Consider the following 14,559-nt stretch of genomic DNA (forward strand, 5'->3'; position numbering starts at 1 on the left):
AGTATACGATTCAAAATAAATAAGGGGTGTGTAAAGGCATGGAATTATTATGGTTTATTCCGGCTTATGGAGATGGTCGATATTTAGGAACGACAAAACGAGGAAGAGCAGCTGAATATGGTTATTATAAGCAAGTTGCTGCGGCAGCTGATTATTTAGGATATACGGGTGTTTTACTTCCAACTGGTCAAGGATGTGAAGACCCTTGGGTGTTAGCTTCAGCTCTTGCTGCTGAAACAGAAAAATTAAAATTTTTAGTAGCAGTGAGACCAGGACTAATGTCCCCTACAGTTGCAGCGAGGATGGCATCTACATTTGATAGAATTTCAGATGGGAGACTGCTTATTAATGTAGTAGCTGGAGGAGATCCAGTTGAACTACAAGGAGATGGATTATATCTTGATCATGATGAAAGGTATGAAGCAGCGGATGAATTTTTAAAAGTTTGGAAATCGACATTGCAAGGTGAAACGATCTCTTTAGAAGGAAAACATATTCAAGTTACAGATAGTAAAGTTGTATTCCCACCAGTTCAAACGCCATATCCTCCTATATATTTCGGAGGATCATCAGCTGCTGGAAAAGAAGTAGCAGCTGAACATAGTGATGTATATTTAACGTGGGGAGAGCCGCCAGAGCAAGTAAAAGAAAAAGTAGAAGAAGTAAGAAAACTTGCAGAAGAGAAGGGGCGTACAGTCCGATTTGGCATTAGATTACACGTAATTGTAAGAGAGACAGAAGAAGAAGCATGGGAAGAGGCCGAACGTTTAATTCAATATGTAGATAATGAAACAATTGAGCTTGCTCAAAAGACATTTGCAAGATATGATTCGGTTGGTCAAAAACGGATGACACATTTAAATAAAGGTACGAGAGAGTCGTTAGAGATAAGCCCTAATTTATGGGCTGGTATCGGACTTGTAAGAGGTGGGGCAGGTACTGCACTTGTAGGCGATCCGCATACAGTAGCAGAAAGGATAAAAGAATATGAATCGTTAGGAATTGATACGTTTGTTTTATCAGGATATCCGCATTTAGAAGAAGCGTATGAAGTGGCAGAATTGTTATTCCCATTATTGAAAGACAAGAAGAAAGAAGAAAATAAAATTGTTGGTGAAATGATTGCTGATGCATATGCATTAAAAAAATAGTGAGAAATAAAGTTTCACTTATTTATTGCTTCATTTTGTTTACTGCCTGTTAATAGGGTATAAAAAATCCGCAAGTTATTCGCTTGCGGGTTTTCATCGTAAATTATTAGAAAATATGGTAAAATCAAAGGGTAACTTAAGGTGCGGTTGGTTGTTCAATTATCACTTCTCCGAGTAGGAGGGGGGTGATAATACGTGAGTGAAATAGCGTTGCTACTGCAGGGTGGACTGTTTCTCGTTGCATTGTTAACGTTCGTCGTCGTTTTAATAGACAAGCTCAAAAAATAACAACCCACCTATGCCTATAGAATGTGGGTTGTTTTGTTTGTAAGAAACAAATAGGATAAATGAACAATCCAATCTGCTAAGTTACGTGGACTAGTGTGTAGCCGCACACTAGTCTTTTTTATTTATATACAATTTATAATTGGTTTATGTGATTGTATTGTTCTTTTCATACTCATTATAACACAGTGTCTTTTCATCAAGAAAGGAGACCGTATGTTCTGGTATCTATTATATAGTAGGTGCTTTTTCTTTGAACAGCCCATCCATATACTGTTTTAAACTTTGGACATAAAATTTCTGTGTATTCACATTATTTACACCGACAATGGGTGATGGAAGGTCAAATCTTTTTTCTGATAAATGAACGACAACATCAAAGATGTCAAACAAGCGAATGAAGCAAAACAGACCGTCTTTATCGCTAAGTAAAATAAAGTAATGATTTTCACTACTTGTATTTAGCGTATTCCATAAAGAACTTTTGCTTAAATCACGTACAATGCTTTTTTCTTTTAGTTCCACGAAATCTGCATTTGAGAGAATGGTAGAAATATCAATTGCATCTTGATCTTCAAAGTAGCCATCAACTGCTTGTACAGCGAATGTATAAGCCATTTTTAATATACTCATTTTATATTTACGGTTATCTAATAGTAATTCACGTTGAATAGAACTCGCTACTTTCGTTACACGTTCCTCTTTCCAAATTTCATTATGTAAGGAAATATCGTGCTTTTTACATAGTTTCATAATTAATGCATTAGAATAAAGAATTTCGTCGCTTACTTCGACAACATCAGTCTCAGCAGCCGCAAGTTCCTCACCGTGCTCATTCGTATAGAGTGGGGAATCAATTTGTCTTTTCATTTGTTCAATCTTAAATTGACTCAATTTATGCCTAATTAAAGGGCGATCAATATTTGTTGTCATTTGTTCATGACAAGTATCACAAATTGAGTTTGTGAAATAATATCCACATAATATTTCTGGAATGACATATTGTTCACTAAGTTCTTTCGTATCTTTTCTGCAAATGATGCATTGTGTCATTTTTATCACCTTTACCTGCAAATTTGTATGTAATCTCATTGTAGTGTATTTATTGGTATTTTGGAATATTGTAAAGGAAAATATTATGTGAAATTCATACTTATTTTGGTACAATGAAGAGAAGTGCTAGTTTAAAGGAGGCCATTTTTTTGAAATCAAAAGTGCACTTTTGGACATTAGAAGTGCTAATGGTTGTAGGAATCATATTTATTTGCACAAAAATATCATTTTTATTTCAACCGATTGGTATCTTCATATCAACATTATTTTTCCCAATCTTAATCGCGCTTTTTTTATACTTCATATTTAATCCTGTATTAATCTTTTTGGAGAATAAAAAAGTACCTAGAAATTTAGCGATATTGCTGTTATATCTTTTTATCATAACATTAACTGCGGTTGGCGTTGGAGTAGTTGTTCCTACGATTTCACAACAGCTAATGGACTTAGTAAAAAATATGCCAGGCTACATAAAAGAGGGAAAAGTATACATACAAGAATTATCACATCATAGGTTGTTTGAATGGTTATCTACACAAAACTACGTTTCCATTGAAACAATTGAAAAAAATGCGATTGAATACTTAAAAGATATACCAAATACAATTACGTCGAGTGCAACGGCTTTATTTGGTATTATCACGAACGTTGCATTAGTTGTATTTACTGTACCGTTCATTTTATTTTACATGTTTAAAGATGGACATGCCTTTCCAGGAAAAGCGGTAAGTTTATTACCAGAATCTTACCGTGAAGAGGGGCTTCGTATCATTAAGGAAACGAACGAAACATTATCTGCATATATTCAAGGGCAAGCGCTCGTTTGTATATTTGTAGGTGCGTTTACTTTTATCGGTTATTTAATTATTGATTTACCGTACGCTTTCGTTTTAGGAATTATCGCAGCATTTACAAACATCATTCCTAACTTAGGTCCATTTATCGGGGCAGCACCAGCTGTTATTGTAGGACTGTTCGTATCTCCGATGCAAGCCTTATACGTAATTATTATCGTAACAATTGTACAACAGTTTGAAAGTAATATTATTTCACCACGTATTATGAGCTCGAAATTAAACATCCACCCATTAACAATTATTATCCTAATTTTAGGGGTAGGAAACTTTGCTGGAATCATCGGAATGATTTTAGCAGTACCAGTTTATGCAGTAACAAAAACAGTTGTTTCGAACTTAGTGAGATTGTTTAAGACGAAGAGAAGTAACCGAAAATAGTAAAAACTGAGGAAGATACACCGCTTTTTAAGTGGTGTATCTTTTGTTTATAAATAAATAATTAACATTGGGTTGATTTGATTTTATTATATATTTTTTATACATCAAATTCAGTGATAAACTTGTGTGGTATAAGCTCTATAAAACTATGTGGAATCCCTCTGAACTATCCAAATCATTTCCTTACAGCGTGCTATCAACATCATAATCGACTCCTTTCAATTCCATATAGTTAAACGATTAAAGGTGAGTGTAGTATTTGCTTCTACGATCTCGAATTTCATTAATAACTTGTTTATATTGTCTTTCTTGTTTTAATTCATTTTGAGATATTGTTTCTTTTTGAATGATAATGGTTAAAAAGAAAAGGTGAAACTTCATATGTGAATTCCTCCTTTCGAATTGGAATTACAGATGACTACAGTAATGACTTTGTCTTTCTTTTACAGAATTCATAGCCTGATTAATTTGTCGTTCATGAAGCATTTCAGACTCAGAAAATTTATTTTTTTGAATGGTAATGGTTAAAAAGAATACTTTAAATTTCATAAAATAATTGCCCCTTTATAAATGATTTAGAAAAAACGAGTGTAATAAGAAATTATAGGTGACTACAGTAATGACTTTGTCTTTCTTTTACAGAATCCATAGCCTGATTAATTTGTCGCTCATGAAGCATTTCAGACTCGGAAAATTTATTTTTTTGAATGGTAATGGTTAAAAAGAATACTTTAAATTTCATAAAATAATTACCCCTTTATAAGTGATTTAGAAAAGACGAGTGTAATAAGAAGATGGGCGCTCTTTTACTTCGTCCATAATGCTTTGGATGTGTTGTTCACGTAAAATCTCTTTCTGTGAAAGCTTACGTTTTTGAATGGTGATTGTTAAAAAGAATGCTTTAAATTTCATGAATATATTACCCCTTTAAAATATATTTTTAATACATTTGAGTGTAGTATGAACTTTTAATGTCAGTTATTTTATCAGTCAGTTGTTTTAACTGTTGTTTACGATTGATTTCAGTTTCAGATAAAGTATGTTTTTGAAGCACAGTCGTAAAAAAGAAAATATGAAAAGTCATAAATGAATTCCTCCTTTCAAAAAGGAATTACAGGTGATCACAGTAAAGTGCTTGGCGCTCCTTAACATCATTCATAGCTTTTTCAATTTGCTCATTATGAAGAATTTCATCTTTGGAAATTGTATTTCTTTGAATCGTAATACTTAAAAACAATACGCTAATAGTCATTGAATGTTGCTCCTTTCTTAGAAAAATAATGTAAGAGACTAAAAAATCGCGCAAAAAAACCACAGGAAGATACAGTTCTCCTATGGCTGGGCGTGAAAAAGCCACAGGAAAGTATACGACCTCCTGTGGCGAATTTATGAATTAAATGAAATAAAGTACGATTTTCAATTCTCCATTAGGGTGGTCGAATTCATATTTAATTGTCCAGAAAACACAGGTGCAGTTAACGCTAAAGTTAATGCATGTAATTGTAATTTCATCATTTCCTTCGACCTCCTTTTAGAATTTTTTTCTTACGTTAGTAAGTATATACAATTAATGGATAATTGTAAACATAAAAATGAAAATTTTTAATTTTGATTAAAATGCGTATATTTAAAAAGGGATTTGAAAGTAAATATTGTAATTAACGAAATATCGATAAAAATGGGGATGCTAAATGAAATATATGCATCATAACATAATCGTTATGCTAACAATTTTTTTATTCATTACGGCTTGTTCTAACGGGGAAAGAATAAAAGATATATATGATGTTAGGTCAGATGATTTTAAGAAATATACTGGGACATACGTTGGTAATAATTCAGATGTGGTTGCAATTGTTAATCATTTACCCGGTGGTGGAACAGTTCAAAGTATAAGTTTAGAAAAGTTTGGCGGGAAAATAATAATCATGCTATATGAAAACTTCTCATTTGAGAAGTTTTTTTATTTTTACAGGTAAGCAAAACAAGTTGTTGAAGGGCAGGCTGTCATAGAATATGATACATATTATAATGAGGAAAAGTTGAGGGGATAAAAATGCGTACAATTTTACTTTTTCTAAACAACATGTTCATTAGCGAAATCGAGGACATTAGGCAAAAACATGATCCTTTATTTGGATTAATTTCACCGCATATTACAATTGTATTCCCATTTGAAAGTTCGATTTCAAATGATGAGCTGAAATTACATATTATAAATGTATCAAAACCGATACAGAATATAGAAATTGAATTTACGAATCAAATTACAAGTGAAAGAGAATATTTGTTTTTACGAGTTGAAAAGGGGAAAGAACAAATAGAGGAACTACATAATATTCTATATACAGGACCTTTATTACAATTTTTGAAAGAAGACATTCCGTACATCCCGCATGTAACAGTCGGAAGAAAAGAAAGTGCCGAATTAGCTGCTGAAGTAGTGAAGGAGATTCCTAGTTTTCATGGGAAGTTAAATTGTGTGATTGATAGAATAAGCGTGGAGCGAATTGGAGAGAACGGGGAATCAATTATTGAATTTGAAGTGCCATTTCTAAAAAGCTGACAAAAGTCAGCTTTTTATTTCGTAGCATGAAGTAATGCACCAATTGCACCGCTATTACCACCATCTTGTAAAAAGATTGGTGTTTTATTTTGATATTCGGTGTAGCTACTAATAATATGTTGAAGTTGTACGTTATTACATAAAGTCGAACCAATATAAATAATATGTTCAATGTTTTTTGTTTCAGCGAATTGAAGGCTTAATGCAGTAACGACTTCACCAACAAGTCCTTGTACAGTAGCTAGTATATCGGAGCTACTATTATTTGATTCTGTAATGGCTGCTTTTCCGAAGTTACTAGCAGTTAAGTTATTATCGATAGGGGAAAGAATACCACCATAAATATCTCCAACCGTAATATCTAGTTCTTTTCTAGATCCTACCTTTGTTAGAGGGATTACATCTTCAAAATGATCTATATTTGTTAACAATTTTGAAAGTCCCATAATAGTCCCACCGCCAACTCCGGTTCCACCAGCGCGAATATATTGTTCATTATAAACATAATGGATAGAAGTACCTGTACCGATATTGGTTAAAATAAAATTGTTTATAGTATGTTGTTCTTCTTTTAATATGAATTGGACACCTGCAAGAGTAGCTTCAAATTCGCTTAGCTCTATTATTTTATATGAACCTGTAAGCAGTTGCTGTAATAGTTTCGATTTACCACCCGTAATACATATTTGTTTTATGCCATTGTTGTTTTTAATCCAATCTATTATTTTATGTTGTTCATGCGAATAAAATTTTTCAAAAGTTAATAGCTTTTTTTTGTTAAAATAAGCTATTTTCGTTAATGTGCCTCCAGCATCGATACCGATAGTACGTTCCATTTTCCTGCTCCTAACTACGTAATATGTTTTCCTATTTACTTAATCGGTTGAGAATAGATATTTCCAACTGATATAAGGAACACTTTAATCTGCTTGATATATTAATAGTTTTTCTATAGTTACAATAGGCTGGTCGTTTACAGTTGCAATACCTTTACCAAGAACAAAACCTCGGCGATTGCGCGTTAGCTCATAATGTAAATCAAGTTTATCACCGGGATATGCTTTTCCGTGGAATTCAACTCCATCTAAAGAGGAGAGGAATCCTAGTCCTTCAGAATCACTTGTATGTACAAATGCACTAAGCTGAGCAAGTGCTTCTACAATTAACATATGAGGCATATGTTTGTGACTATCATTTATAAACCATTCGTTATTTGTAATGAGTTTATATCCTGTAACGAATTCATCTTGTTTTACATTTGTTACTTTATCAATCATTAAAAATGGATAACGATGGGGAAGTGTGTCTTTAATATGCATATGAAAGTACCTCCAATTAATAATACCCCTGCTAAAGTTAAGCAGGGGAGCCGGAATTAATTTTTAACTAATTCATTTACTTTTTCAAGGACGAAAATGCCGCTATTTCTAATGTTTTCAACAACTTGTTGCAACACTTCTTTATCTTGAACGAGTGCAATACGTACGAAGCCTTCTCCGTGAGGTCCAAATGCATGACCAGGTGTAACAACGACATTCGCACGATCCATTAATGCATAAGCGAAGTCTAGAGAAGTCCATCCTTGTGGAATTTCTGCCCAGACAAACATACTACCAGCTGGCTTATCGACATTCCAGCCAAATGTTCGGAATCCATCGATTAGTGTATCTCTACGTTCTTGATAAATTTCACGGTTTTTCTCACAAAACGTAGCACCGTTTCTTAGTGCAGCACATGCCGCTTTTTGAATTGGTAAAAATACACCGTAATCGGTATTAGATTTAAATTGAGTAAGTGCACGAACAATTTCTTCGTTTCCAATCATATATCCAATACGGCTACCTGCTAAACTATAACTTTTTGACAAAGAATTGATTTCTACGCCAACTTCTTTAGCACCAGGTACAGAGAGGAAGCTAATTGGCTTATTACCATCAAAATAAAATTCGGCATAAGCAAAATCATGGACAACGATAATATTATGCTTTTTCGCGAATGCGATTACTTCTTTAAAGAAATCTTCATGAGCCATTGCTGGAACGGGATTCCCTGGGAAGTTTAAAATCATCATCTTCGCTTGATCGGCAATTTCTTCAGGGATGACTTCTAAGTCTGGTAAGAAATCATTCTCTTTCTTTAAAGGCATGTAGTAAGATATTGCACCAGCCATTTGAATACCTGTTTCATAAGCTGTATATCCTGGATCAGGAACTAATATAATATCACCTGGATTTGCATAAACCATAGGTAAATGAACGAGCCCGTCTTGTGAACCCATTAATAATAAAACTTCTTTATCCGCATTTAATAAAACGTTATGAGTATTGTTGTAATATTCAGTTACAGCTTCGTGAAATTCTTGAATACCTGATAATGTATACCCGTAGCTCTCTTTCTCACTCGCTGTATGTACCATTGTTTCTCTTACAAAATCAGCGGGCGGCATATCAGGATTTCCGATGCTCAAATCAATCATGTTATGACCTGCTGCAATTTTTTCTTTTTTATAGGCTCCTAATTCACTAAATATAGAAGATTGGAATGCTTTCATTCTAGTTGCTAACGTGTAAGTCATCAAAACCCCTCCTAAAACAGTGCTTTCATTCTGCATTTTTAATTATTCTGAAAACACATGTTTATATTTTATCATTTTTTTATGAAAATTAAAATGATTGACAAATTTAGAGGAAGGATTAGCCTATTTTGAAAAGTATCGATGTAAATAGCGTAGATGCGTTAATTGAAATGTCTATTATAGGATTCATTTTATATAACTTAAGGTATTCTCTAGTTTTTATTAAGTATATTTCTCATGTTTTGAATGAAAAAGAATACGAAAACAAGGGCTATTTTTGTGGCCGATTTCTAAAGTGAAATAACGCAGAAAATATTTTCTGCGTCTCCTCTGAAATGTAATCATTTCTTTTTATATGTGCATAATTTTTCGGCTGTCAAAAAGTATACATTTAGTGTACCGTCGGCAACTTTTAAAGTTTGGTCCGATGTAAATGAATTACCATAATCAATGTGATATACATTAGAATTTTTGACAAATGAGCCTTTATATAAATCGTCTTTATTCTTTGTTGTTTGCATTTCTACTAAATTTTGCACAATTTCCTCTTTATTTTCTTTTTTGACAACTGTTTCAAATTTATAATATACAGGGCATTCACCATTTTTATTGTCAACGACTTCCCAAGAACCGTATATATCGTTATTGCTGCATCCACTAAGTAGGATGATTAGTATAGGAATTGTAAGTAGAACCTTTTTCATTTTGTGCTCCTTTCTTTTAAATTTGAATAAACGTGCGAATACGATAGGGATATTATAATAAATAAAGTTTAAATTTTGTTAAAGAATTATTTAATTTCATATAAAAATTTAGGAGAAATTAAATAAGCATGAATCTAGTGTAAAGTCAGATTCATGCTAGTACCATAGCCTATGTTATGTCTTTTTTGAGCATAAATAAAGAGGAAAGCAGAATCACTATTCCATTTAATATATATACGCTTGCGATCATAAAGGCTAACGTACCTGCGCCAAATCCTGCTTTATCGAATATAGAAGCAAATGTTGCGATAGTCAAAAAGATAATGGGAGTCAGTAGTAAAAATATGAAACCTGCCACGATTCTTTTTTTAAAACTATGTCCAGATAAGGAAATGGCTAAAAAGTTTAGGATGCTAAACAGAGCAATTGCAAAGAGAAGGACAATAAATACTTCGATGCCATCAGACATTTTACCACTCCTTTTATAAAGAGTACTTTTTATAATCTATTCGAAATTAAAGGAGGATACTCCTTTAGGTAATTTCAATAAACGTAATAAATAGGCGTATTATAAAACAAAGAAGTATGGATTCAATATTAGATCCATACTTCTTTGTTTATTTTATAAATTCGCAGATTGCGAATGCTGTTTTTCATAATGTTTCTGCTTAGAGAGGGAAATAGAAATAATCAATAATGAAACGACTCCGAAGATGAGAACCATATATTGTAACCCAATTGTATCTAAGAAGAAGCCTGTGCCAAGTAAGACGATTTGGAACATAACCCTCTCAAACATATTACGGAATGAGAAGAGGCGACCGTGATAACTTTTTTCCACTTTCGTTTGGAAAATCGTCGACATAATAGGGAAGAAGCAGCCAACACTAAACCCAAACAACCCAAATGATGTAAGAGCCATCCATTTTATATCGCTAAAGAACAATGACAGATGTGCAAAAGCAGTACAAACTGCAAAGAAATATAGTAATTTTTCAGGTTTGAAATGATCAGATAGACGTTTAATTACGAAGGCACCTATCATAAATGCGACACCTTCAATTGTATATATGAACCCTTTAATCGTAGGATCATGTTGCATTTCGCTAATGTTAATAACCATTAAATTAAACCCAGCTATAAATAATAGAGGGATGATACTTAATATAAGTGCTGTAAAAGCAATAGGAATTCCTTTTAAAATACGAAATACTTCCATAAAGCTATTATCTTTTGCAGCTTGTTTACTTGGTGTTGTTGATTTCTTGTCTTCGAATTGTAGGAAGAAAGTCGAGAGGAATAATAAGGCGTATGCTGCCATTGAGAAGGCATACATGTACTGTAAACTCATCACAACTAAAAGAATTCCACCTAGTGAAGTACCTGCAATACGAGCAATTGTACCAACATTCATATGTACACCGTTCATTTGTAATAACTCATGCTCACGTACGATGAGTGGAATTACAGATTGTAATGCAGGGAAATAAAATGCTGCTGAAATTTGAAGAGCAACCATAAATGCAATCATAAATGCGATACTTTCAAATTGAATAGCAAAAAACATGAAAATAACACTTAAAACTCGACCAAACCCAGCGTAAAGAAGAACTTTTTTCTTTTCATACTGATCGATGACACGGCCAGCCATAGGTCCAACTAGAACACCGGCTAATAGTCCGATAAATAATATAACTGATTTCATGAAATCAGAAGGGACATATTTTTGCATAAATTCAAGGTTCCCAAGAATACCAAGCCATAATCCTAGACCTGCAATAAACTCCCCAATTAAAACAATCCAAACGTTTTTATTACGCCACATAACATTAAAACCTCTCCGTCTTTTAAAATGAAAAACTCGTATATAAAACCTCCTTATTTATGTAGTGTTTTTATACGAACTTTTTTAGAGTCAGAGTCTATATTACGTGTTTCATAAGTGGATTTCAATCTTTTTGATTTGTCAAAAATTTGATGTGTTAAGTGCTGAAATAAGTGAATCAAAACGTAAAAATTTTATGATTAAAGCTAATAGAAAGTAAGAATATATATAAAAGCAAGAACGTATAACTACGCCTCGCTTTTCTCAAGTACAAAATTAAATATTAGATTCACTTAGCAACATTTTTGCTCTTTTCCAATAGCTAAAGCGCTAAAAGATAGAGGACCAACAACTTCTGCACTAGCACCACTAGTAAGGTTTTCTACAGTTAATGAATATTCGTGTGTTCCACTGCTAACGTTTTGATCTATAGCTTGAAATGTTTGTACATAAAATTGTTCAGAATCTGTAGATTCAATATCTACTTGTGCATTAAAAACTTCAATATTATCACGGAAAATTCGGAATAAAACTTGTGAAGTCCCAGTTATTCCTTCTACACCAATTGTAGCGATTAATTCTACTCGATTATTACGTGAATCTCTACTTGAAATTCTTAATTTCAAATTTGCTAAAATTGCTTTATTTGGAGAAGAGGGGATTGCAAAAGTTGTTTCACCAGTTTTACTAATAGGTTGAGTAGCTTGGTAATCAATGATATGAGTCATATTCTTAACTATTTTCATATACTAGAATATAAAAATAGTTAAGAATTAGCTTGGACAAATACTAGATTATTTAATAGAGTCAACAACAATTATTGAAAAGAAGAAATTCACATAAAAGCATCAAGAATATATCAAAATAAGATGATATTTTCTTAATGCTTTTTGTAATTAAGCAGAATATTCTTCTTTACGTACTTCAAAAATTCATTACGTCGTAAGTAATTATAAATTTTCTCGGAAACTTCTTCTTCTTCAGACACTAAGAAACGATGATCAAAAGCATAGAATGATTGACCTTTAATTAATTTCACATAGTACATTTTAAACACCTCCTTTGACAGGATTATTAGTTGTCCCATATTATGATGGCCTATTTGTCTGCTAAAAATACTTCGAGTTTCAAAGGGGGGAAAGAGCTTACAATTCTGTAAGGTTTATGTCACCTTTTTCGATAGTTTGTATTTACCAATTTCTTCTATACTACAAATAGTTATATAAAATAAGGGGGTAAAAAGATGGATGAAATAATTGGAGAAGTTGTAGCTGGTATTTATGAGTTTGTAGTGGAAGTAACAGCGGATGCTATAGGAAGTTTAGTTTCCGGAAATGATGAGGAAAAAGAAACATTATAATAATTTGTAAAAGTATAAAGTTGATCGAATTATAAAGGCTGATTTCTAAAGGAATTCAGCTTTTTATTTTACATTATATTAACTTAATTTGAATATTCGTTTGTTATCATATTTAAGAAGCCTATATAAGGAGGTGAATAAACAAATATGTCGAATTCAGGGCTTGATTTATCTGTTTCTCGTTTGATTGTGGTAAATATAGAGGAAAAAGAATATCATTTTATTGTTCGTGAACATCCGATTGTAGGGAAATTTATATCGCTATTTGAAAATGGAAAAGAATATGGTTTAATAGATAAACAAATCGCTAATAAAGATAAATTTATTACATCGGAGCTTACTAAGTTAGATTATTTTAATATAGATGTTTTATATCTTACACCTGGGTGGATATGGATTGGTATGGATCAATTTGGTTTACATGCTCGTGAGGCTACTTATAACGAAGTAGATGTTATTATGAAGTTGAAAGAGGATTTATATTATATAGATATATACGAAGAAATAAAAATGTAGTAAATATTTAGTCAGGTTAGGGAAAGTTCCTGTAGCCTTTTTGTTTAATGCAATAACGTATAATCATATTATTTTGATTATAAGGAATGTGATGAGAAGTGAGATGAAAAGAGGATTTGAAAATACATGAAGAGAATTGTAATAATTATATGAGTCGTATATGTAAATAACAATAGAAAGAAGATGATAATATGAGTAAAGAAGAGCTTGTGAAAAAACAGTTTGGCAGTAATGCAGATAAATATGTAAATAGTAAAGTACATGCTAAAGGACTGGATTTACAATATGTAGTTCAACAAGTTGAGTCTCGTCATAATAATCGTCTTCTTGATGTTGCTACTGGTGGTGGACATGTGGCAAATATGTTAGCACCTATGTTTGAAGAAGTAGTTGCACTTGATTTAACAGAACAGATGTTAGAAAAAGCAAAAGTTTTTATAAAGCAGAATGGGCATGAAAATGTATCTTTTGTAGCAGGAAACGCAGAGGATTTACCATTTGCAGACCATTTTTTTGATACAATCACATGCCGGATTGCAGCCCATCATTTTACGAATCCGGCTCAATTTATTTATGAAGTAAATCGTACATTGAAGGATAATGGATTATTCATCTTAATAGATAATGTTTCGCCAGAAAATAATGAATATGATACATTTTATAATTTTATAGAAAAAAAGCGAGACCCAAGTCATGAACGAGCTCTAAAAAAGACAGAATGGCTTACTTTATTAGAAAAAAACGGTTTGCAAATGCAGTCATGTCTTACTTTTGATAAGAAATTTGATTTTGACTGGTGGTGTAATATGATGGATGTCCCTTTACAAAAGCGTGAAAAATTAACAGAATGTATGATGAAAGCACCAAACGAAATGAAGGGATATTTTAATATTCAATTTAAAAATAATAAAGTAGAGTCGTTCTATACTGAAATGGCTATGTTTATATGTAAAAAAAGTACAACATTAAAAAGATAAATGTGTTGCAGTCTTTCTGAAGTACGATATACTTAGTACAGAGAAACTGAGAATTGAGGAATAGATATAATGATTCGTGTACGCATTGAAGGTACTGAGGAAGAAATGCTTGAATTTATGGAGAAAATGCCGGACATTCCTGGATTTGAAAAGACACATTTGAGAGAGCCGAGAAAAGGAAATAACCCGAAATACGATTCAAGTAAAAATGTACTTGCATATTTGTCTTATAAAAAGATTGAAGTCGCCAATAAATAGGCGGCTTTTTTAGTTTGCGCTGTTTCACCGCCTTGTCTTTTTCACATAATAATA

Annotated in this window: 21 protein-coding genes and 2 pseudogenes; 8 read left to right on the plus strand and 15 right to left on the minus strand. The window is 32.5% G+C overall.

Annotated elements, in window-relative coordinates; all coding sequences use genetic code 11:
• Window positions 1–38 precede the first annotated feature (38 nt).
• The gene (gene ssuD, locus IQ781_RS01530) at window positions 39–1,151 is read left to right on the plus strand and encodes an FMNH2-dependent alkanesulfonate monooxygenase (RefSeq protein ID WP_025686896.1); all 1,113 of its coding nucleotides are present in this window, start codon (window positions 39–41) and stop codon (window positions 1,149–1,151) included.
• A 195-nt stretch (window positions 1,152–1,346) separates the two neighbouring features.
• Window positions 1,347–1,439, plus strand: coding sequence for a putative holin-like toxin (locus IQ781_RS01535; protein WP_001289320.1), 93 nt, complete (start codon window positions 1,347–1,349; stop codon window positions 1,437–1,439).
• Between the two features lie 228 nt (window positions 1,440–1,667).
• On the opposite strand, the gene IQ781_RS01540 is transcribed toward IQ781_RS01535, so the two are convergent.
• The gene (locus IQ781_RS01540; RefSeq protein ID WP_000189709.1) at window positions 1,668–2,489 is read right to left on the minus strand and encodes an HNH endonuclease; all 822 of its coding nucleotides are present in this window, start codon (window positions 2,487–2,489) and stop codon (window positions 1,668–1,670) included.
• Window positions 2,490–2,638: 149 nt separating this feature from the next.
• On the opposite strand from IQ781_RS01540, the gene IQ781_RS01545 reads away from it, so the two are divergent.
• Window positions 2,639–3,724, plus strand: coding sequence for an AI-2E family transporter (locus IQ781_RS01545; RefSeq protein WP_000837892.1), 1,086 nt, complete (start codon window positions 2,639–2,641; stop codon window positions 3,722–3,724).
• Between the two features lie 240 nt (window positions 3,725–3,964).
• On the opposite strand, the gene IQ781_RS01550 is transcribed toward IQ781_RS01545, so the two are convergent.
• The 6 genes from IQ781_RS01550 to IQ781_RS01575 are packed head-to-tail and all read right to left on the minus strand — an operon-like array spanning window position 3,965 to window position 4,976.
• Window positions 3,965–4,105: a YrzI family small protein gene (locus IQ781_RS01550; RefSeq protein WP_000668485.1), complete on the minus strand. Its 141-nt coding sequence runs from the start codon at window positions 4,103–4,105 to the stop codon at window positions 3,965–3,967.
• 27 nt (window positions 4,106–4,132) lie between these two features.
• Complete coding sequence (locus IQ781_RS01555) at window positions 4,133–4,273, minus strand: YrzI family small protein (protein ID WP_000669806.1); 141 nt, start codon at window positions 4,271–4,273, stop codon at window positions 4,133–4,135.
• A 52-nt stretch (window positions 4,274–4,325) separates the two neighbouring features.
• A complete protein-coding gene (locus tag IQ781_RS01560) occupies window positions 4,326–4,466 on the minus strand; it encodes a YrzI family small protein (RefSeq protein ID WP_000669805.1) in 141 nt (46 codons plus the stop codon).
• A gap of 26 nt (window positions 4,467–4,492) precedes the next feature.
• Complete coding sequence (locus IQ781_RS01565; RefSeq protein WP_139846750.1) at window positions 4,493–4,636, minus strand: YrzI family small protein; 144 nt, start codon at window positions 4,634–4,636, stop codon at window positions 4,493–4,495.
• Between the two features lie 28 nt (window positions 4,637–4,664).
• Complete coding sequence (locus tag IQ781_RS01570; protein WP_000142712.1) at window positions 4,665–4,808, minus strand: YrzI family small protein; 144 nt, start codon at window positions 4,806–4,808, stop codon at window positions 4,665–4,667.
• 27 nt (window positions 4,809–4,835) lie between these two features.
• Complete coding sequence (locus IQ781_RS01575; protein WP_000156193.1) at window positions 4,836–4,976, minus strand: YrzI family small protein; 141 nt, start codon at window positions 4,974–4,976, stop codon at window positions 4,836–4,838.
• A gap of 439 nt (window positions 4,977–5,415) precedes the next feature.
• On the opposite strand from IQ781_RS01575, the pseudogene IQ781_RS01580 reads away from it, so the two are divergent.
• Together IQ781_RS01580 and IQ781_RS01585 are read left to right on the plus strand one after the other, a co-directional pair.
• A pseudogene (locus IQ781_RS01580) lies at window positions 5,416–5,646 on the plus strand (DUF4825 domain-containing protein); the annotation flags it as partial.
• Window positions 5,647–5,780: 134 nt separating this feature from the next.
• The gene (locus IQ781_RS01585; protein ID WP_001259199.1) at window positions 5,781–6,290 is read left to right on the plus strand and encodes a 2'-5' RNA ligase family protein; all 510 of its coding nucleotides are present in this window, start codon (window positions 5,781–5,783) and stop codon (window positions 6,288–6,290) included.
• Between the two features lie 14 nt (window positions 6,291–6,304).
• On the opposite strand, the gene coaW is transcribed toward IQ781_RS01585, so the two are convergent.
• From coaW to IQ781_RS01625, 8 genes and pseudogenes are all read right to left on the minus strand, one after another.
• Complete coding sequence (gene coaW, locus IQ781_RS01590) at window positions 6,305–7,126, minus strand: type II pantothenate kinase (RefSeq protein WP_000442504.1); 822 nt, start codon at window positions 7,124–7,126, stop codon at window positions 6,305–6,307.
• 84 nt (window positions 7,127–7,210) lie between these two features.
• The gene (locus IQ781_RS01595; protein WP_000547649.1) at window positions 7,211–7,609 is read right to left on the minus strand and encodes a 3-hydroxyacyl-ACP dehydratase FabZ family protein; all 399 of its coding nucleotides are present in this window, start codon (window positions 7,607–7,609) and stop codon (window positions 7,211–7,213) included.
• A 56-nt stretch (window positions 7,610–7,665) separates the two neighbouring features.
• On the minus strand, window positions 7,666–8,865 hold the full coding sequence (locus IQ781_RS01600; protein WP_000222693.1) for an LL-diaminopimelate aminotransferase: 1,200 nt from the start codon (window positions 8,863–8,865) through the stop codon (window positions 7,666–7,668).
• Window positions 8,866–9,206: 341 nt separating this feature from the next.
• The gene (locus tag IQ781_RS01605) at window positions 9,207–9,569 is read right to left on the minus strand and encodes a hypothetical protein (RefSeq protein WP_000757022.1); all 363 of its coding nucleotides are present in this window, start codon (window positions 9,567–9,569) and stop codon (window positions 9,207–9,209) included.
• 169 nt (window positions 9,570–9,738) lie between these two features.
• Window positions 9,739–10,038 carry a hypothetical protein gene (locus IQ781_RS01610; RefSeq protein ID WP_001279463.1) on the minus strand — a complete coding sequence of 100 codons (300 nt, stop codon included), beginning with the start codon at window positions 10,036–10,038 and terminating at the stop codon, window positions 9,739–9,741.
• Window positions 10,039–10,191: 153 nt separating this feature from the next.
• Window positions 10,192–11,394: an MFS transporter gene (locus IQ781_RS01615; protein WP_000269258.1), complete on the minus strand. Its 1,203-nt coding sequence runs from the start codon at window positions 11,392–11,394 to the stop codon at window positions 10,192–10,194.
• Between the two features lie 293 nt (window positions 11,395–11,687).
• The gene (gene exsC / locus IQ781_RS01620; protein WP_139846752.1) at window positions 11,688–12,122 is read right to left on the minus strand and encodes an exosporium protein ExsC; all 435 of its coding nucleotides are present in this window, start codon (window positions 12,120–12,122) and stop codon (window positions 11,688–11,690) included.
• 168 nt (window positions 12,123–12,290) lie between these two features.
• Window positions 12,291–12,442, minus strand: a pseudogene (locus tag IQ781_RS01625) (YqbF domain-containing protein).
• Between the two features lie 459 nt (window positions 12,443–12,901).
• Here IQ781_RS01625 and IQ781_RS01630 point away from each other — a divergent pair.
• The 3 genes from IQ781_RS01630 to IQ781_RS01640 all read left to right on the plus strand — a co-directional run bounded on the left by IQ781_RS01630 (window position 12,902) and on the right by IQ781_RS01640 (window position 14,505).
• Window positions 12,902–13,270 (plus strand): hypothetical protein, encoded by a 369-nt coding sequence (locus IQ781_RS01630; protein WP_000071475.1) that lies wholly within the window; start codon window positions 12,902–12,904, stop codon window positions 13,268–13,270.
• Between the two features lie 191 nt (window positions 13,271–13,461).
• Complete coding sequence (locus IQ781_RS01635) at window positions 13,462–14,247, plus strand: class I SAM-dependent methyltransferase (protein WP_000031317.1); 786 nt, start codon at window positions 13,462–13,464, stop codon at window positions 14,245–14,247.
• A 69-nt stretch (window positions 14,248–14,316) separates the two neighbouring features.
• The gene (locus IQ781_RS01640; RefSeq protein ID WP_000621878.1) at window positions 14,317–14,505 is read left to right on the plus strand and encodes a DUF3970 family protein; all 189 of its coding nucleotides are present in this window, start codon (window positions 14,317–14,319) and stop codon (window positions 14,503–14,505) included.
• Window positions 14,506–14,559: the final 54 nt, after the last annotated feature.

The organism is Bacillus sp. N447-1 (genome assembly GCF_022701035.1).
GTDB classification, from domain to species: Bacteria; Bacillota; Bacilli; order Bacillales; family Bacillaceae_G; genus Bacillus_A; species Bacillus_A cereus.

What these genes read in the sequence shown, in the direction of transcription:
- ssuD (WP_025686896.1), top strand. Translation starts at nt 39, where the DNA reads ATGGAATTATTATGGTTTATTCCGGCTTATGGAGATGGTCGATATTTA.
- IQ781_RS01540 (WP_000189709.1), bottom strand. Translation starts at nt 2,489, where the DNA reads ATGACACAATGCATCATTTGCAGAAAAGATACGAAAGAACTTAGTGAA.
- IQ781_RS01550 (WP_000668485.1), bottom strand. Translation starts at nt 4,105, where the DNA reads ATGAAGTTTCACCTTTTCTTTTTAACCATTATCATTCAAAAAGAAACA.
- IQ781_RS01555 (WP_000669806.1), bottom strand. Translation starts at nt 4,273, where the DNA reads ATGAAATTTAAAGTATTCTTTTTAACCATTACCATTCAAAAAAATAAA.
- IQ781_RS01560 (WP_000669805.1), bottom strand. Translation starts at nt 4,466, where the DNA reads ATGAAATTTAAAGTATTCTTTTTAACCATTACCATTCAAAAAAATAAA.
- IQ781_RS01565 (WP_139846750.1), bottom strand. Translation starts at nt 4,636, where the DNA reads ATGAAATTTAAAGCATTCTTTTTAACAATCACCATTCAAAAACGTAAG.
- IQ781_RS01570 (WP_000142712.1), bottom strand. Translation starts at nt 4,808, where the DNA reads ATGACTTTTCATATTTTCTTTTTTACGACTGTGCTTCAAAAACATACT.
- IQ781_RS01575 (WP_000156193.1), bottom strand. Translation starts at nt 4,976, where the DNA reads ATGACTATTAGCGTATTGTTTTTAAGTATTACGATTCAAAGAAATACA.
- IQ781_RS01585 (WP_001259199.1), top strand. Translation starts at nt 5,781, where the DNA reads ATGCGTACAATTTTACTTTTTCTAAACAACATGTTCATTAGCGAAATC.
- coaW (WP_000442504.1), bottom strand. Translation starts at nt 7,126, where the DNA reads ATGGAACGTACTATCGGTATCGATGCTGGAGGCACATTAACGAAAATA.
- IQ781_RS01595 (WP_000547649.1), bottom strand. Translation starts at nt 7,609, where the DNA reads ATGCATATTAAAGACACACTTCCCCATCGTTATCCATTTTTAATGATT.
- IQ781_RS01600 (WP_000222693.1), bottom strand. Translation starts at nt 8,865, where the DNA reads ATGACTTACACGTTAGCAACTAGAATGAAAGCATTCCAATCTTCTATA.
- IQ781_RS01605 (WP_000757022.1), bottom strand. Translation starts at nt 9,569, where the DNA reads ATGAAAAAGGTTCTACTTACAATTCCTATACTAATCATCCTACTTAGT.
- IQ781_RS01610 (WP_001279463.1), bottom strand. Translation starts at nt 10,038, where the DNA reads ATGTCTGATGGCATCGAAGTATTTATTGTCCTTCTCTTTGCAATTGCT.
- IQ781_RS01615 (WP_000269258.1), bottom strand. Translation starts at nt 11,394, where the DNA reads ATGTGGCGTAATAAAAACGTTTGGATTGTTTTAATTGGGGAGTTTATT.
- exsC (WP_139846752.1), bottom strand. Translation starts at nt 12,122, where the DNA reads ATGACTCATATCATTGATTACCAAGCTACTCAACCTATTAGTAAAACT.
- IQ781_RS01630 (WP_000071475.1), top strand. Translation starts at nt 12,902, where the DNA reads ATGTCGAATTCAGGGCTTGATTTATCTGTTTCTCGTTTGATTGTGGTA.
- IQ781_RS01635 (WP_000031317.1), top strand. Translation starts at nt 13,462, where the DNA reads ATGAGTAAAGAAGAGCTTGTGAAAAAACAGTTTGGCAGTAATGCAGAT.
- IQ781_RS01640 (WP_000621878.1), top strand. Translation starts at nt 14,317, where the DNA reads ATGATTCGTGTACGCATTGAAGGTACTGAGGAAGAAATGCTTGAATTT.